This is a genomic window from Streptosporangium sp. NPDC023963 (genome assembly GCF_040639135.1).
Classification (GTDB): Bacteria; Actinomycetota; Actinomycetes; order Streptosporangiales; family Streptosporangiaceae; genus Streptosporangium.
In genome coordinates, this window is the sequence record NZ_JBEZZK010000004.1 from 56,762 (window position 1) to 71,158 (window position 14,397).

The 14,397-nt window shown below is 70.5% G+C and carries 17 protein-coding genes; 10 read left to right on the plus strand and 7 right to left on the minus strand.

Annotated features, from left to right (window positions below):
* Nucleotides 1-22 precede the first annotated feature (22 nt).
* A complete protein-coding gene (locus AB0F88_RS14770; RefSeq protein ID WP_362682679.1) occupies nucleotides 23-754 on the minus strand; it encodes an ABC transporter permease in 732 nt (243 codons plus the stop codon).
* Nucleotides 751-1,599 carry an ATP-binding cassette domain-containing protein gene (locus AB0F88_RS14775; RefSeq protein ID WP_362682682.1) on the minus strand — a complete coding sequence of 283 codons (849 nt, stop codon included), beginning with the start codon at nucleotides 1,597-1,599 and terminating at the stop codon, nucleotides 751-753. The genes AB0F88_RS14770 and AB0F88_RS14775 overlap by 4 nt, the downstream gene beginning before the upstream one ends.
* A 76-nt stretch (nucleotides 1,600-1,675) precedes the next feature.
* Between AB0F88_RS14775 and AB0F88_RS14780 the strand changes: the two genes are divergently transcribed.
* Complete coding sequence (locus AB0F88_RS14780) at nucleotides 1,676-2,350, plus strand: TetR/AcrR family transcriptional regulator (protein WP_362682685.1); 675 nt, start codon at nucleotides 1,676-1,678, stop codon at nucleotides 2,348-2,350.
* A gap of 159 nt (nucleotides 2,351-2,509) precedes the next feature.
* On the opposite strand, the gene AB0F88_RS14785 is transcribed toward AB0F88_RS14780, so the two are convergent.
* Entirely contained in the window at nucleotides 2,510-5,287 is a 2,778-nt protein-coding gene (locus tag AB0F88_RS14785) for a LuxR C-terminal-related transcriptional regulator (protein ID WP_362682688.1), read from the minus strand.
* Nucleotides 5,288-5,473: 186 nt separating this feature from the next.
* On the opposite strand from AB0F88_RS14785, the gene AB0F88_RS14790 reads away from it, so the two are divergent.
* The 3 genes from AB0F88_RS14790 (at nucleotide 5,474) to AB0F88_RS14800 (ending at nucleotide 7,797) form a co-directional block, all read left to right on the plus strand.
* On the plus strand, nucleotides 5,474-5,806 hold the full coding sequence (locus AB0F88_RS14790; RefSeq protein WP_362682691.1) for a VOC family protein: 333 nt from the start codon (nucleotides 5,474-5,476) through the stop codon (nucleotides 5,804-5,806).
* A 16-nt stretch (nucleotides 5,807-5,822) separates the two neighbouring features.
* On the plus strand, nucleotides 5,823-6,440 hold the full coding sequence (locus AB0F88_RS14795; RefSeq protein ID WP_362682694.1) for a glyoxalase: 618 nt from the start codon (nucleotides 5,823-5,825) through the stop codon (nucleotides 6,438-6,440).
* A 220-nt stretch (nucleotides 6,441-6,660) separates the two neighbouring features.
* Nucleotides 6,661-7,797, plus strand: a complete 1,137-nt coding sequence (locus AB0F88_RS14800; protein ID WP_362682697.1) for an ion transporter — start codon at nucleotides 6,661-6,663, stop codon at nucleotides 7,795-7,797.
* On the opposite strand, the gene rpsD is transcribed toward AB0F88_RS14800, so the two are convergent.
* Nucleotides 7,785-8,399 (minus strand): 30S ribosomal protein S4, encoded by a 615-nt coding sequence (rpsD, locus tag AB0F88_RS14805; protein WP_362682700.1) that lies wholly within the window; start codon nucleotides 8,397-8,399, stop codon nucleotides 7,785-7,787. The two genes, AB0F88_RS14800 and rpsD, sit on opposite strands and share 13 nt — an antisense overlap.
* A 93-nt stretch (nucleotides 8,400-8,492) precedes the next feature.
* Between rpsD and AB0F88_RS14810 the strand changes: the two genes are divergently transcribed.
* Complete coding sequence (locus AB0F88_RS14810; RefSeq protein ID WP_362682703.1) at nucleotides 8,493-9,218, plus strand: DUF2470 domain-containing protein; 726 nt, start codon at nucleotides 8,493-8,495, stop codon at nucleotides 9,216-9,218.
* 405 nt (nucleotides 9,219-9,623) lie between these two features.
* Here AB0F88_RS14810 and AB0F88_RS14815 read toward each other — a convergent pair whose 3' ends face one another.
* Nucleotides 9,624-10,202 (minus strand): ATP-dependent Clp protease proteolytic subunit, encoded by a 579-nt coding sequence (locus AB0F88_RS14815; RefSeq protein WP_362682706.1) that lies wholly within the window; start codon nucleotides 10,200-10,202, stop codon nucleotides 9,624-9,626.
* A gap of 561 nt (nucleotides 10,203-10,763) precedes the next feature.
* Between AB0F88_RS14815 and AB0F88_RS14820 the strand changes: the two genes are divergently transcribed.
* Nucleotides 10,764-10,958 carry a CsbD family protein gene (locus AB0F88_RS14820; protein ID WP_362682709.1) on the plus strand — a complete coding sequence of 65 codons (195 nt, stop codon included), beginning with the start codon at nucleotides 10,764-10,766 and terminating at the stop codon, nucleotides 10,956-10,958.
* Nucleotides 10,959-11,201: 243 nt separating this feature from the next.
* Here the strand turns inward: AB0F88_RS14820 and AB0F88_RS14825 are convergent, their stop codons facing one another.
* Entirely contained in the window at nucleotides 11,202-11,636 is a 435-nt protein-coding gene (locus AB0F88_RS14825) for a hypothetical protein (RefSeq protein ID WP_362682712.1), read from the minus strand.
* Nucleotides 11,637-11,749: 113 nt separating this feature from the next.
* Here AB0F88_RS14825 and AB0F88_RS14830 point away from each other — a divergent pair, with 113 nt between their 5' ends.
* From AB0F88_RS14830 to AB0F88_RS14845, 4 genes are all read left to right on the plus strand, one after another.
* Nucleotides 11,750-12,115 (plus strand): hypothetical protein, encoded by a 366-nt coding sequence (locus AB0F88_RS14830; protein ID WP_362682715.1) that lies wholly within the window; start codon nucleotides 11,750-11,752, stop codon nucleotides 12,113-12,115.
* 4 nt (nucleotides 12,116-12,119) lie between these two features.
* Entirely contained in the window at nucleotides 12,120-12,509 is a 390-nt protein-coding gene (locus tag AB0F88_RS14835) for a hypothetical protein (RefSeq protein WP_362682717.1), read from the plus strand.
* 60 nt (nucleotides 12,510-12,569) lie between these two features.
* The gene (locus AB0F88_RS14840) at nucleotides 12,570-12,836 is read left to right on the plus strand and encodes a hypothetical protein (protein ID WP_362682720.1); all 267 of its coding nucleotides are present in this window, start codon (nucleotides 12,570-12,572) and stop codon (nucleotides 12,834-12,836) included.
* A 374-nt stretch (nucleotides 12,837-13,210) separates the two neighbouring features.
* Nucleotides 13,211-13,783 (plus strand): hypothetical protein, encoded by a 573-nt coding sequence (locus AB0F88_RS14845; protein ID WP_362682723.1) that lies wholly within the window; start codon nucleotides 13,211-13,213, stop codon nucleotides 13,781-13,783.
* 79 nt (nucleotides 13,784-13,862) lie between these two features.
* On the opposite strand, the gene AB0F88_RS14850 is transcribed toward AB0F88_RS14845, so the two are convergent.
* A complete protein-coding gene (locus AB0F88_RS14850; RefSeq protein ID WP_362682726.1) occupies nucleotides 13,863-14,135 on the minus strand; it encodes a hypothetical protein in 273 nt (90 codons plus the stop codon).
* Between the last annotated feature and the right edge of the window lie 262 nt (nucleotides 14,136-14,397).

A 14,397-nucleotide genomic window follows, 5' to 3' on the forward strand; every position in this document is an offset into this window, starting at 1 on the left:
AGCCGATCGGCGGGAAGGGCGGTCAGGAGTTCTCGCGGTTGAAGACGCGGGTTCCCACGACGACGCAGAGCACCGACAGGATCACGGTCACCGCGACGCCGAGGCCGACGGTCCCGTTCACGTAGTGGCCGTTGAACAGCTCGCGCATGGCCTCCAGCACGTAGCGGAACGGCGTGACGCGCGACAGGAGGTCCAGCCAGCCCGGTGCCATCGACATCGGCAGGAACGCGCCGGACAACAGGACCAGCGGGACGATCGCCGTGCTCATGATCGGCGCGAACGCCTCGGGGTCCATCACGAGCGCGATCGCGTTGGACAGCGCGGCCAGGCTGACGCCGAGCAGGATCATCATCAGCAGCGCCACCAGCACGCCGGGAAGCGCGGCGCGCAGGCCGAAGGCGTAGCCCACCACGATCAGCATGATCGACTGGATCACCAGGGTGAGCGAGCTGGCCAGGACGCGGCCGAGCAGCAGGGAGGCGCGGTGCGCCGGGGTGACCCGCAGCCGCTCCAGCACCCCGGCCCTGGCGTCCATGACGATTCCGAACCCGGCCAGGCCCGCGCTGAACAGCGCCACCTGGATGAGCAGGCCGGGGATCAGCGTCTCCCAGGGGCCGATCGTGACGAACAGCGGGCCGAACAGCACCAGGTAGAGCAGGGGCTGCAGGACCCCGAAGACGATCCCGGCCTTCTGCCGCAGCGAGATCCGGACGTTGTGCCGGAAGATCAGCCAGGTGTCGCGGACGACGCTCATCCCCGCCCACCCGCCGGGTGAGCCGCCCGCCGCCCGCCGCCCGTTCCCGGTGAGGCCGGAGAACCCGGTGAGCCCGATGCGTCCGATGCGTCCGATGCGTCCGATGCGCCTGGTGGATCGTCCCTGAGAGAGCGGCCGGTGATGGACAGGAAGACGTCGTCGAGGGTGCCGGTGCCGCCCTTGAGCTCGGCCGGGGCGCCCTGGGCGACGATCACGCCGTCGTCGATGACGAACAGGCGGTCGGCGAGCGCGTCCGCCTCGTCGAGGTAGTGCGTGGTCAGGAAGACCGTGAGGCCGAGCCCGTCGCGCAGGCTTCTGATGTGGTCCCACAGCGCGGCCCTGCTCTGCGGGTCCAGGCCCGTGGTGGGCTCGTCGAGGAAGAGCAGGGCGGGGTCGTGGACCAGTCCGAAGGCGAGGTCGAAGCGGCGGCGCTGCCCGCCGGAGAGCGCGCCGCCCGGCCGCTCTCTCAGGCCGGTGAGCCCGAGCCGGTCGAGCACCTTCCCTGCCCGTTCGCGCGCCTCGGCCCGGCGCATGCCGTACAGCGTGGCGTGCAGTTCCAGCTCCTCCCCCACCGGGTTCGACAGGTCCGTCCCGCCGCCCTGTGACACGTAGCCGATACGCCGCCGCACGCCCCTCGGGTCGGTGAGCAGGTCGTGGCCCGCGACCGTGGCGGTGCCGCCGCTGGGACGCACCAGGGTGGTCAGCATCCGCATCGTGGTCGTCTTCCCCGCGCCGTTAGGGCCGAGGAATCCGACGATCTCCCCGGCCTCCACGGCCAGGTCGACGCCCCTGACGGCTTCCACGCCGCCGGGAAAGGTCTTGCTCAGTGCCGATGTCTTGATCATTTGATCGCCTCCATTTTTACAGTAACACCAATTTTAGAGTCACTGCAAAAATGTTCCGGCACCTAGAATGAGTCGCATGAGCGAGGGCCTGCGCGAGCGCAAGAAACGGGAGACCAGGCAGCGCATCTCCGACATCGCCACGTGGCTGTTCGTGACGAAGGGCTTCGACAACGTGACGGTGGCCGAGGTCGCCCGGACCGCCGACGTGTCGGTCAACACGGTCTTCAACTACTTCGGCACCAAGGAGGACCTGCTCTTCGACCGGCAGGAGGAGGTGGAGGACCTGCTGAGCAGGGTCGTACGGGAGCGGAGGCCCGGCGAGAGCCCGCTGGAGGCGCTGCGCCGCGACTTCCTGGACGCGCTCGACGCCCGCCACCACCGTTACGGGTTCCACGAGGGAAGCGACGCCTTCACCCGCATGGTCTCCCGGAGCCCGTCGCTCAACGCCCGGGTGCGGGAGATGAACGAGGCCCGGGAGAAGGCCCTGGCCAGGACGCTCACCGAGGAGGCCGGCGCCGATCCCGGCGACCTCACCCCCGTGTTCGTGGCCGCCCAGGTCAGCGCGGTGCTGCACCGGCTGATGACCCACGCCGTCGAGCGCATGCTGGCGGGCGAGACCATCGACGCCATCGCCCCCGACCTGCGACGGCACGCCGAGCGCGGCTTCGAGCTGCTGGAGTCGGGAATCGGCGGCCACCGCGCCCGCCGGCAGGACACCTCCCGGACCGTCGCGACCGAGGAATCTTCCTAGCGCCTTGTCTCTTTCGAAGGGTCAGATCAGGCGTGCCGTCCAGGGCCCGGCGGGCCGGTGATGGGCGGTGAGCGGTGCCGAAGCCTCCGTTCGCGCGGGCGCCGAAGGGCATGGTGGAGGAACGCGGGATCCGTAAGCCGGCCGGTGCCCCGCGCGTGCTCAGGCAACGGTCATGGGTGCGAGCCCGAGATCAGCCAGGACGGCGGCGCCACGGGTGGCATGCTCGCCACCGGCCAGCACCATCGTCCGCGCCACCTGGTAGCGGCAACCGGCGGCCTCGAACACGTCCGCGGTGGCGAGCAGGCGCTTGTGGTCCCGGTCGAGGAAGGCCTCTGCCCGCTCCACGATGGCGCCGGCGACCGGGTTGCCGGCGGTGACAGCACGGGCGTCGGCCAGGCGGTCGCGCGCGCCGGGGCTTCCGGCGAGAACGGTGGCCTCGGCGCGTACCGCCACGTACCAGTGAAGCCAGATCCAGGTCACCCACTTCCACACCTCGCCAGGTTCGGGCGCCATCCGCTCCATGGCCTCCCCGGCGTGCCCGTGATGGAGCATCCGCATCGCGTCGAAAAGCGCCCCGTAGCCGTACGTGCGCTCGGATGAGTCGCCGATCCGATCCAGGACCACCTGCCATTCGCGCTCGTCGTCGTGGTCGCCCCGGAAGTCGTGGATCATCGCCACCGCGGCGGCCGCCGGGCCGAGGGCCGCCTTGGCCGGGCTGCCGGCACGCCGCCACGCATCGAGGAAGCGCGCGCTGCCGGAGAGCAGTTCGTGGACGTTGCCCGCCAGCGCGTCGGCGACCAGCAGCCAGCTCGTGGCCCGATGGCCCACCTCGGCCAGTGCCGGATGGCCGGCCAGCTGCCGTCCCCTCCGGAGGGCGTCCGCCAGGTTCCCCACGCCGAGGCTGGTCTGAACGGCCATGCCGAGCCCGTCGATCAGTTCGTGGATACCGCCCGGCGTCTCCGGCCTGTCCGGCATGGAGGAGAGCAGCGTGATCCTGCGACCGGCCGTGGCCGCGCAGGCGAACATGTCACCGGCCCAGGCGTGTGCCGCGGTGAGCGCGTCGAGCGCCGCGGACTCCATGAGCGGGTTGCCGGTACGGCGAGCCAGCTCGACCGCGCGTTCGGCGCGCGCGAGCGTCTCCGGCACGGCGTTGTCGGCCGGACCCTGAACCGCGCCGAACGCGTCGCTGAGCACCCCGGCCTCCGCCAGCGCCACCGCCGCCTCGGCGGCCGGGTCGTCACCGGCCAGTTCCCGCGCTTCGCGGACCAGGGCGACCGCCTCCTCCTCGGACGGGATCCGCGCGAACGTGCTCGAGAACCGGTACGCGACGGTGGCGGCGGTGGCCAGATCCACGGCGGCGCCGGTGGTGTCCCCGGCACGGCGAGCGGCATCCGCGGCGGCGCGATGGAGGCGGTACATGTCATCGCCGCGCGTACGACAACCGGCCACCTCCGCGGCCCGCCGGAGCATGGACGCGGTGGCGGAGTCGTCGGCGAGCGCGGAAGCCTGCTCGTATCGCTGCTGCGATTCCCCGATCAGATGGCGGGTGAACGTCAGCTCGGCCAGGTGCCGGGCCAGGCGGTAGGCGTCCGCGCGCCGCTCCGGCTCGCTCGCCGCCCACCTCAGCGCTGCGCGGAGGTCATCGGCGACCGCGTCGAACCGGGCCCGCCAGTCCTGCCCGGCCACCACCAGGCCGACGGCCTGGGTGAGGCACCAGCGCAGGTGCCGGGCCCGGGCACCTGCCAGCTCACCGGCCTGATCGAGCCGTTCCGTCCCGTACTGGCGGATGGTCTCCAATGCCCGGTAGCGGGTGCCCTTCGGGGATGCCGTCACCCCCAGCAGGCTCTGCTCGGCGAGCCGGGCCAGCCCGTCGGCGACCACGTCTATCGCGGACCCGGCGACCTCGGCCGCGGCCGATGCGGTGAACGGCGCCACGAAGACCGACACTCGGTGCAGGAGCTCCTGGTCGGCCGGCTCCAGCAGGGCGTGACTCCAGTCCAGCACGGCCCGAACCGAGCGGTGCCGCTGATCGGCGCGGGAGCCGCCGGTGAGCATCCGAAGCGGGTGGGACACGGCGGCGGTGATGCCGTCCAGCCCGAGCGTCGGGTAGCGGGCCGCGGCCAGCTCGATCGCCAGCGCCATGCCGTCCAGCCGCGCGCAGATCGCGGCGATCTGGTCGTGCCGTGGCGGATCCAGCGGCCAGCCGGCTGCCTGCGCCCGCTCCATGAACAACGCGACCGCGTCCGACTCGCCCGCCAGCGACAGCGGCGGGACCTGGTACACCCGCTCGAACGGCACCATCAGCCGGGCCTGACTGGTCGCCAGCACGGTCACTCCAGGGCAGGCCGCGAGCAGCCGCTCGAGAAACAGCGCCACCCCGTCCACGACGTGCTCGCAGTTGTCGAACACCAGCAACGCCTGACGGTCGGCCAGCGCGGTGACCACCGACTCGGTCAAGTCGCGGCCGGGCTGCTCGCCGAGTCCCAGCGCACCCGCGACAGCGGTCGCGATCATGCCGGGATCGGTGACCGGGATCAGGTCGACGAACCACACCCCGTCGGCGTACCGGCCGGCCGTCTCCGCCGCCACCGCCAACGCGAGCCGGGTCTTGCCCACGCCGCCGGGACCGGCCGCGGTCACCTGGCGGTGCGCCATGATCATCTCGGACAGCTCCGCCCGCTCCCCGGCCCGGCCGACGAACGAGGTCAGCGGGGCCGGCAGGGGAACCGGTTCCCGATGGGGCCGATCGACGGTCGCGCGCTGGGCGAGGACTCGCCGATCCGGCACGTCCAGCTTGCGCAGCAGTGAGGAAACGTGGCTTTCGACGGTGCGTACCGAGATGAACAGCCGCGCTGCGATCTCAGCGTTGCTGAAGTGAGATCCGAGGAGCTCCAGCACCTCGGCCTCCCTCGGAGAGATATCACCCTCTGTCGCCATGGTCGCATTCTGTCGCATCCGCTCCGTGCTCCGTCCTGGCCTGCGATCCGTGGTCGGCTCCGTGCTCCGTCCTGGCCTGCGATCCGTGGTCGGTTCCGTGGTCGGTTCCGTGGTCACCACGGATGCTCACCGACCGGGCCGGGATGGAAGCTAGGAGCACAACAGATCGCGCCCACAGGAGAAATCATGATCAAGACCGTGCTGCACCCCGTGTCCGACCTGGCCAAGGCCAAGAAGGTCTACGCAGCCCTGCTCGGCCTCCAGCCGGATGACGACACTCCTTACTACGTCGGCTTCGAGACCGGCGATCAGCACATCGGGCTGGTGCCGAACGGTGGACCGCAGGGCATGACCGCCCCGGTGGCCTACTGGCACGTGCCGGACATCGAGGCGAAGCTCGCCGAGGTGACCGCCGCAGGGGCCACGGTGCGGGAGGCGGCACACGACGTCGGCGGCGGCCGTCTGGTGGCCACCTTCACCGACCCCGACGGCAACGTCCTCGGCCTCATCCAGGACTGACAAGAAGGAAACCGCAATGACCTCCATTCACTCCGTCACGTTCGAAGTCCCCGACCCCGCGGCCGCCGACGACTTCTACGCCACCGCTTTCGGCGTGGGGGGCCACGTACTCACCCGCGCTTCGCAGGCGCCCACGACCGGCTTCCGCGGATATCTCATGTCGCTGGTGGTGTCCCAGCCGAGCACGGTGGACAGCCTCTTCGGCACCGCTCTGCAGGGCGGTGCGACCACCCTGAAACCACCCACGAAGAGCTTCTGGGGGTATGGCGGTGTCCTGCGTGATCCGTACGGCACGATCTGGAAGATCGCGTCGTCGTCAAAGAAGGACACCGGACCGACCACCCGGAACATCGACGACATCGTGCTCCTGCTGGGCGTCGAGGACGTCGCCGTGACCAAGCGCTTCTACGTCGAGCGCGGCCTGTCGGTGACCAAGAGCTTCGGTCGCAAGTACGTCGAGTTCGCCACCGCGCCCGTCAGGCTGGCCCTCTACAGCCGCCGCGCCGCCGCCAAGGACGCAGGCGTTCCCCCCGAGGGAACCGGCTCACACCGGCTCATCATCGACACCGACGCCGGTGCCCTCACCGACCCGGACGGGTTCACCTGGGAGGCCGCCTCCCGCTCTGTCCGGTGAACCCACCACCGGCCGGACGGCGATGACGCCCGCCGTCCGACCGGCCCGCCGCGCGCCGGGGAGACGACGTGGCGGTGCCCGTTTTCGGGTCAGGTGATGTTTCCGGACAGCGAAGATCGAATGACCGGAATGTTTCATGACATCAACGGCGGATCCGGAACTTCACCAGTCCGTTATGATCTTGGCTTGTCCTTGGCCTCTCCGACCCCCGGGAGCCCCCGTGCCTCCGCGCGAGCGTCTCCGCGCTCTGCTCGAAACGCACCGTTTCCAGCAGTTCATCATCGCCGTCATCGTGATCAACGCGGCCACCCTCGGGCTGGAGACCTCCGTGTCGACCGTCGAGCGGTACGGCACGGTGCTCACCGTCGTCGACCACCTGGCGCTCTACATCTTCGTCGTCGAACTGGCCGCCAGGCTCTACGCCTACGGCTGGCGGTTCTTCCGCAACCCGTGGAACCTCTTCGACGCCGCGATCGTGACGGTCTCGCTGCTGCCCACGGCGGGCGGGCTCTCGGTGTTGCGGGCGCTGCGGATCCTGCGGGCGCTGCGGCTGATCTCCGTGGTGCCGAGCCTGCGCCGGGTGGTGACCGCGCTGCTCACCGCGATGCCGGGGATGAGCTCGATCGTGCTGCTGCTGGCACTGGTGCTCTACGTCACGGCGGTGATGGGCACGAAGCTCTACCACGTCACCGCCCCGGAGTACTTCGGCGACCTGCCCACCTCGCTGTTCACCCTGTTCCAGATGATGACCGGGGACGCCTGGTCCGACATCACCCGCGAGGTGATGGCCGTACACCCGTCGGCGTGGGTGTTCTTCGTGGCGTTCATGCTCGTGTGCACCTTCGTGGTGCTGAACTTGTTCATCGCGGTGGTGGTCAGCGCGATGGAGGAGGAGCACGCCGAGGAGTCCGTGCAGGCGACCGAGGACCTGGGCAGGGCGGTGCTCGCCGAGCTGGCCACGCTCCGGGCCGAGGTGCGGGAGCTGCGGGACCGGGTCCCGGTGACGCCGAACGGCGGTCCGGGCCCTGCCGCGAAGGGCCGCCCGCGCGCGGCGGGAAACGGCACCCCGGACCCCGTGCCGTCCCCCGGGAACACGGCGAACGGCGACGCCCGGGACACCACGGCGAACGGCGACGCGCGCTCAGACGTACGCTCAGCGGGAAACGGCGGCCCGGTCTCCGGGAACGCGGCGGCGAACGGCGACGTCCGGAACACGACGGCGAACGGCGACGCGCGCCCGGAGAAAAACGGCGGCTCTGACCCCAAGGGCGCGCGGAGGAACGGTGGCGCGAAGAAGCCCGCCACCCGGGGGGCGGCGGGCCGGCGCCGCGGATCGGCGTCAGGTCAGCGCGAGTAGAACTCCACCACGAGCTGCTCGTCCACCGGGACCACGATCTGCTCGCGCAGCGGGCGGCTGAACAGGGTGAACTTGAGCTCGGCGTGATCGACGTCGAGATAGGCGGCGACCCGATCGTCCGCGTAAACGCCCTCGGACGCGGCGACGAAGGGCTGCATCCGGCGTGACTTCTCGCGCACCGCGATGACCTGGCCCGGCCTGACCAGGTAGCTGGGGATGTCGACCTTGCGGCCGTCCACGGTGATGTGGCCGTGGGCGACGTACTGGCGGGCCGCGTAAATGGACGGGGCGAGGCCGGAGCGCAGGACCAGGGAGGCGAGGCGCGTCTCCAGCAGCACCACCAGCTCCGCGCCCGCGCGTCCGGTGCCGCGCAACGCCAGGTCCCAGTAGCGGCGCATCTGCCGCTCGGAGACGTCGTAGTACCAGCGGAGCTTCTGCTTCTCCATCAACCGCAGTCCATAGTCACCGGTCTGTCGCCGGTTGGTCTTGCGACCGTGCTCACCCGGCGGGTAGGGGCGCTCCTCGAAGTAGCGGACGGCCTTGCGGGTCAGCGGCACGCCGGCCCTCCGGGACAGCCGCACCTTCGGTCCGGTGTAGCGCATGCTCACTCCCTTGTGGTTAGGTCTACCTTAGTTAGGCAAGGCTAATCTTACACAGCAACAGCAGTATCTCCCGACCTCAAGGAGAGCCGGTCCATGCAGCCCGTCACCGCTCCGCCGATCCCCGAGCGGGTCCGCACCCTCGCCGCCACGGCCGCTCCCACCCACGTGTCCATCTCCGGGACCACCGGCCCCGCGAGGCCCGCCAGGGGCGGCGTGGACGGCGCCGGCCGGCCCGTGCTCCTCGTCCTGCCGGGCGACCCGCTCCATGACGCGCGGGACGAGCCTGTGGTGACCGTGGATCTGACGTCGAACCGCTCGCTGGGAGAGCACGAGCTGTCACGCGGCCTGCTCAAGGTGCAGGGTTGGCTGCAGGCCGTGCCCGAGGCCGAGGTGAGGGAGACGGCGGTGTCGATCGCCGAGCGCTGCCCCGACGAGGCCCTGTTCGAGGTGCTGGAGGGGACGGACGGCCCCCGGCTGCTCCGCGTCGACATCGGCAGGGTGATCTATCTCACCGGGCCGGAGTCGGGCGTGCTGGACGCCGAGGAGTATCTCGGCGCCGCCCCCGATCCACTGATGGGTGAGGCCGAGCGCATGCTCCACCATGTCAACGACGCCCACCGCAGGCAGCTGGAGACCGCGCTGGGCTCCCTGCTCGCCGCGCCGGTGCCGGAGGCCTGGCTCTGGGAGCTCGACCGCTTCGGGGCGACCGTCCGCTGCGGCGTGGACGACCCGACGCTGATCCGGCTTCCCTGGCCCTCGCCCATCACCGACGCGGAGTCTCTCGAACACGCCGTGCGCTGCCTGCTCTGCCACCACTGACGGGAGTCACCACTGACGGAGCCACCACAGGCGGGAGCCACCACAGGCGAAACCACCCGGAAGAAACCGGTACGGGCGGAACCACGCTGCCGGAGCCACCACGGGCGGCAGAAGACGGCCAGGGGGCCGGGGGCGGCGAGGGGAAGCGGGGGTCGAGGGGCGCGGGGCGGCGAGTGACCGGAGGACGCCCGGATGACGGCCGGAGGACGGCCGTTGAGGCGATCGGGCGGCAGCCGTTCAACGGCAGGCGGGGCGATGTTTTACCGCCGATGTTTTATCGCCGTGGCGTCATTTCCCACCTCAACGGGAAATGACGCCAAGCCATTCCGCGCGAAACAATCCCGGAAGCGTAATTATTCCCAGGATGCGATCATCCCGAGAGAAGGTCGCCTCGGGAACGGAATGTCAGCCCTCGGACACCACCTCGCTGGTGTTCCGGATGACCTGGTCGACGAAACCGTAGTCCTTGGCCTCGGTGGCGGTGAACCAGCGGTCGCGATCCCAGTCCTCCTCGATCCGCTCCAGCGGCTGGCCGGTGTGGAAGGCGATCCGCTCGCGCATCGTCTGCTTGGTGTAGAGCATCTGCTCGGCCTGGATGGCGATGTCGGCGGCCGTGCCCCCGAGGCCCCCCGAGGGCTGATGCATGATCACCCTGGCGTGCGGCAGGATGTAGCGCTTGCCCGGGGCTCCCGAGCAGAGCAGGAACTGCCCCATGGACCCCGCGATGCCCATGGCCACGGTGGCGACGTCGTTGGGGATGTACTGCATCACGTCGTAGATGGCCATTCCGGCCGACACCGAGCCACCGGGTGAGTTGATGTAGAGCCAGATGTCGCGCCGGTCGTCGTCGGCGGAGAGCAGGAGCAGCTCCCCGCAGATCCGGTTGGCGACCTCGTCGTTCACCTCGCTGCCGAGCACGACGATCCGCTTGCGCAGCAGCCGCTGGTACAGCTGGTCTTCGGGGACGATCCGGGGACCGCTCATGTCTTCCACCCACTCCGAACCCGGGTTTGCGAATAACGAATACTCGCGACCATAGTCCCGTCGGAGACCGCGTTTTCCGTTCGTTCGCTGTCAGCGCTTTCCGCTGAAAGCGCAGCGTCCGTCATTCCGTTTTCCCGCCGGACCCGGCCGCCACGGAACCGCACCCGGCCGTTCCGGAACCAGCGCCCCGCGCCCCGCGCCCGGCGCCCATCCGAAGCCTGGCACGGCCGTTTCGCGGGCACGGCACTTCGCGGGCACGGCACGGGCGTTTCGCGGCCAGGGCACTTCCCCCTCCGGCGAGGAACGCGATCCCGCCGTGCGGGCGACGTCCGTCGGCGGAGGCGGTCCGGCCGACCCGCCGACCCGCCGACCCGCCGACCCGCCGACCCGGCCAGCGGTACCGGGAGTGGACATGACCCGCGCACCCGTCCTCCGGACGTCCTCGTCGGCCGGCCGCTTCCGGATCGGATCGGCCTCCAGAGCAGGCATGTTTACCCCCTCCTCTCTGGGAGAGGGGAAGCAGTGCATGGACAAGATTCCACAAACGGGAGGAATTGCACCATGGGTGCCGACGACAAGATTGCCAACAAGGCCGAAGAGCTCGGGGGCAAGGTCAAGGAGGGCGCGGGACGCGCCACCGGCAACGAGCGACTCGAGGCCGAGGGCAGGACCGAACAGGCCGACAGCCACCTCAAGCAGGCCGGGGAGAAGCTGAAGGACGGCGCGGAGAAGGTCAAGGACGCTTTCAAGAGCTGAACCTCGGCCACGTGGAGGGGGTCCCGGTTTTCCGGGACCCCCTCCGCCGCGTCACCGGACCTCCTCCGCCGCGTCACCGGGCCTCCTCCGCCGCGTCAGGGGGCGGCTCCCCGGAGGTCGCCGGGCCGGGAGGGAGGTCGCCGGGCCGGGAGGCTTCGAAGAGAGCGACTTCCAGGAGGCCGGGTAACCCCTCGGAAAGCCGCGTCAGGGAAGGCCGGGTCAGGTAACCCCCGGAAGGCCGGGTCAGGAGGCCGGGCCGACCTCCGGTTCCGGCGTTCCGTTGCCGGACGCGCCCTTCCTGTCCCCCTCGCTCTCCTCGGTCCCGTCCTCGCCGCCATCGTCGTCCTCGGCACCGACCCCGGCGCCGTCAGCCCCGTCGACCCCGGCGCCGTCAGCCCCGTCGACCCCGGCGCCGTCAGCCCCGTCGACCCCGGCTCCGTCGGCCCCGTCGTCGGCCCCGTCGTCGGCCACGGCCTCGGCCTGGCTCGCCCCCTCGGGGCTCTCCTCTTCAGGGGTGCGGCGCGCGTCGTCGGGGTCCGCCAGAAGCGGCCGCTCGGGGAAGGCCGTGTCCGACCCCGACCGCTCCGCCACGACCCGGCTCTCGCCGTCGGCCCCTCGCGGGCCCGCGGGCGGCAGGTCCTGCTCGGGGGTCTCACGCTCGGCCGTTTCTTCGCTCACCTCAGGAGTGTCGGTCATGCCGATCCACTCCCCCGGGAAAGCCCAAATATGTCGCGGGCAGGCATGGGTCCGGTCACCCGGGTATGGGGACCCTCGACGAAGGGAGCGAGATCATGACGGTCACCCGCTTTCAGGATCTGCCACTGGCCGATCACGACAGGACCTGGGACGGCGAAGCGGCCGAGAAGCGCGTCCGCTCGTGGTCGGGTGCCACGGAGGAGCCCAACGACCGCTACCGGGAGGCCCATCTCTGGTACGACGGCGACGAACCGGAGAACTTCGGAAGCTACAAGCTCCCCATCGCCGATGTGATCGACGGCAGGCTCAAGGTGGTGCCCCATGCCGTGCGGGCCGCGGGAGGGGTCCTCCAGGGGGCCCGGGGCGGGGTCAAGGTGCCGGAGGAGGACCTCGGCCGGATCAAGGCCCACCTGGCCAAGTACTACGCCAAGATGGGCGAGACCGCCCCGTGGGAGTCCTGACGAGATGACGCGCTTCGCGTTCGGCTTCGACCCGGCGTGGCGTATACCGCTGCTGCTGTTCGGTGTGAGGCCCGGCAGGGCCTTCGCCGAGGTCCGCGAGGACGAGTTCTCGGTCCGCTTCGGCTTCTGGTCGCTGCGCACGCCCCTGTCCAACGTCGCGGGCACCACCGTGACGGGCCCGTACGCGCCGTGGAAGGCCATCGGGCCGCGCCTGTCCCTGGCCGACCGCGGGGTGACGTTCGGCACCAACGCCAGGCGGGGCGTGTGCGTCCGGTTCCACATTCCGGTGCCCGCTCTGGCACCCGGCGGTTTCCTGACCCATCCGGGCGCAACCCTGACGGTCTCCGATCCCGAAGGACTGGTGGAAGCCCTCGAACAGTCACGTCGGACGTGAGGTGGACACATGACCGCCGGGCATCCGGGTAAAGGGTGCGTCTCAACCAAGGAGGGAAACATGACGGCCGAAGGACAGATGCCGGAGGAGACTTCGGCGAGCGGGAAGCCCATGGTCGCGGCCACCCCGCGCGACGTCGTTCACATTCGCCTGGGCTCGTTCGCCCTGATAGCGGTGATCGGCCTCGGGGTGCTCGGCGTCGTGGCCGGGATCACCTGGCTCACCGTCGCGATGGCCGTGCTGGCCCTGATCGCGATCGCGGACATCGTCCTGGCGATGCGCCGGCAGTCACGTACCGCTCCGGGCACGACGACGGAAGCGGGCTGAGCCGCCGCGAGCGGCTCCCGGGACGCGCCCGCCGCGCGTCCCCCCGGCCCGGACACCTTCCGTCCCGCGCGGGGCGGGACAAAGCGGGCCACCTCACGAATGACGTCCCCGTACGACGGAGGGCGTACGTGAGAGGCCAACCGGTGGAGGACGGCCCGGTGGACGTTCCCGGTCAGAGTGGAGTGGACACCATGACGATCCCGTCCCGCTCCCGCCGGGCCGTTTCGCCGGTCCTCCCCACGCCCCGGGCCCCCTGACGGCCCTCGCGGCAGGGGCCGGTACGCGGCGCGGCACGTGCCCGGAAGGCGCCCATGCCCCCGACCGCCCCATCCGACGACCGCACCGCGCGTACCGCCCGCCGCCCCGTGCCGGTCATGTCGCCTCCGGTCCGCAGGACCGTCCTGACCCTGCACGTGGTGATCTCGGTCGGCTGGCTCGGGCTCGACCTCGGCCTGCTCAGCCTCGGGGTCGCCGCGCTGACGACCGGGGATCCGGAGGTGCTGCGGGCCTCCTACCTGGCCATGGACGTCTTCGGTGACGTGCTGATCGTCCCGGTGAGCCTCGGCGCGTTGCTGACCGGCGTGCTGCTCTGCCTGGGCACGCCGTGGGGATTCGTCAGGTACCGCTGGGTGCTGATCAAGCTGGTGACCACGCTGGTGGCGGCCACCGCGTCCATAATCGCGTTGCGCTCCCACATCGAGACGGCCGCCGCCACGGTGTCGAAGGCCCTCCCGGGGGAGTCGCTCTCCCTGGATCTCGGCGGCGTGGACCGCGTCCTGGTCATCGCGCCGAGCGTCGCCCTGACCCTCTACGTGCTCAACGTGGCGCTCTCGGTCTTCAAACCGTTCGGCCGGACGGCGTACGGACGGCGGCGATCGGCCCGGCCGGATCGTGCGGCCGGACCGCGGCGGGCGGCGACGACACCACCGGTGCCACCGTCACCGTGACGGCGAACGGCGCCGGGCGTGGTCGGCCACGCCCGGCGCCGTCATACTCGGCCATTACCGTGCTCTACCGTTTTCGGGCTTACCAGTGGGTGTGGAAGACAAAAGGACGGTAGTAAGGCCGGAAGCCGAAAGGAACATATGTGTTGTAGACACCGAAGGGCGAATACCGGGGGTAGAAACCGAAGGGGTTGAAGGGGTCGAAGCTGCTGCCGCCCGCGGTCGCCGGGAGTGCCGACAGGGAGGCGACCTGCTGGGGCGCCGCACTTGCGCCGGCGGGCTGGGCCGCCATCGTCATGCCGACGATCAGGGTGGATGCCACCAAGGTTCCGGCGGCGAGAGCATGCTTGAACATGGAAAATCACTCCGTGTCTGATGGTTGAACCCGGCGTGCCGCCAGGACTTACAGGGCGTCGAACAGATTTCCAGGAAATATGCTGAATCGACGTCACGTAAGACGCTAGTTCACAGGCATAAGGACTTTCGCCCCAGAGAGGACAAAGCCTTGGTCCGGGATTGTCGCCGGAAAGGAAAGGCGGAGGTTACACCGGAGTGGAGATCACGAACCCGCCCACACCGGGGATCCGCACCCCGCCCACCGCCCCGCCTGTCATCCG

Bases quoted from the DNA above. Each gene is read 5' to 3' on its own strand.
- AB0F88_RS14770 (WP_362682679.1), bottom strand. From the start codon at position 754: ATGAGCGTCGTCCGCGACACCTGGCTGATCTTCCGGCACAACGTCCGG.
- AB0F88_RS14775 (WP_362682682.1), bottom strand. From the start codon at position 1,599: ATGATCAAGACATCGGCACTGAGCAAGACCTTTCCCGGCGGCGTGGAA.
- AB0F88_RS14780 (WP_362682685.1), top strand. From the start codon at position 1,676: ATGAGCGAGGGCCTGCGCGAGCGCAAGAAACGGGAGACCAGGCAGCGC.
- AB0F88_RS14785 (WP_362682688.1), bottom strand. From the start codon at position 5,287: ATGGCGACAGAGGGTGATATCTCTCCGAGGGAGGCCGAGGTGCTGGAG.
- AB0F88_RS14790 (WP_362682691.1), top strand. From the start codon at position 5,474: ATGATCAAGACCGTGCTGCACCCCGTGTCCGACCTGGCCAAGGCCAAG.
- AB0F88_RS14795 (WP_362682694.1), top strand. From the start codon at position 5,823: ATGACCTCCATTCACTCCGTCACGTTCGAAGTCCCCGACCCCGCGGCC.
- rpsD (WP_362682700.1), bottom strand. From the start codon at position 8,399: ATGCGCTACACCGGACCGAAGGTGCGGCTGTCCCGGAGGGCCGGCGTG.
- AB0F88_RS14810 (WP_362682703.1), top strand. From the start codon at position 8,493: ATGCAGCCCGTCACCGCTCCGCCGATCCCCGAGCGGGTCCGCACCCTC.
- AB0F88_RS14815 (WP_362682706.1), bottom strand. From the start codon at position 10,202: ATGAGCGGTCCCCGGATCGTCCCCGAAGACCAGCTGTACCAGCGGCTG.
- AB0F88_RS14820 (WP_362682709.1), top strand. From the start codon at position 10,764: ATGGGTGCCGACGACAAGATTGCCAACAAGGCCGAAGAGCTCGGGGGC.
- AB0F88_RS14830 (WP_362682715.1), top strand. From the start codon at position 11,750: ATGACGGTCACCCGCTTTCAGGATCTGCCACTGGCCGATCACGACAGG.
- AB0F88_RS14835 (WP_362682717.1), top strand. From the start codon at position 12,120: ATGACGCGCTTCGCGTTCGGCTTCGACCCGGCGTGGCGTATACCGCTG.
- AB0F88_RS14840 (WP_362682720.1), top strand. From the start codon at position 12,570: ATGACGGCCGAAGGACAGATGCCGGAGGAGACTTCGGCGAGCGGGAAG.
- AB0F88_RS14845 (WP_362682723.1), top strand. From the start codon at position 13,211: ATGTCGCCTCCGGTCCGCAGGACCGTCCTGACCCTGCACGTGGTGATC.
- AB0F88_RS14850 (WP_362682726.1), bottom strand. From the start codon at position 14,135: ATGTTCAAGCATGCTCTCGCCGCCGGAACCTTGGTGGCATCCACCCTG.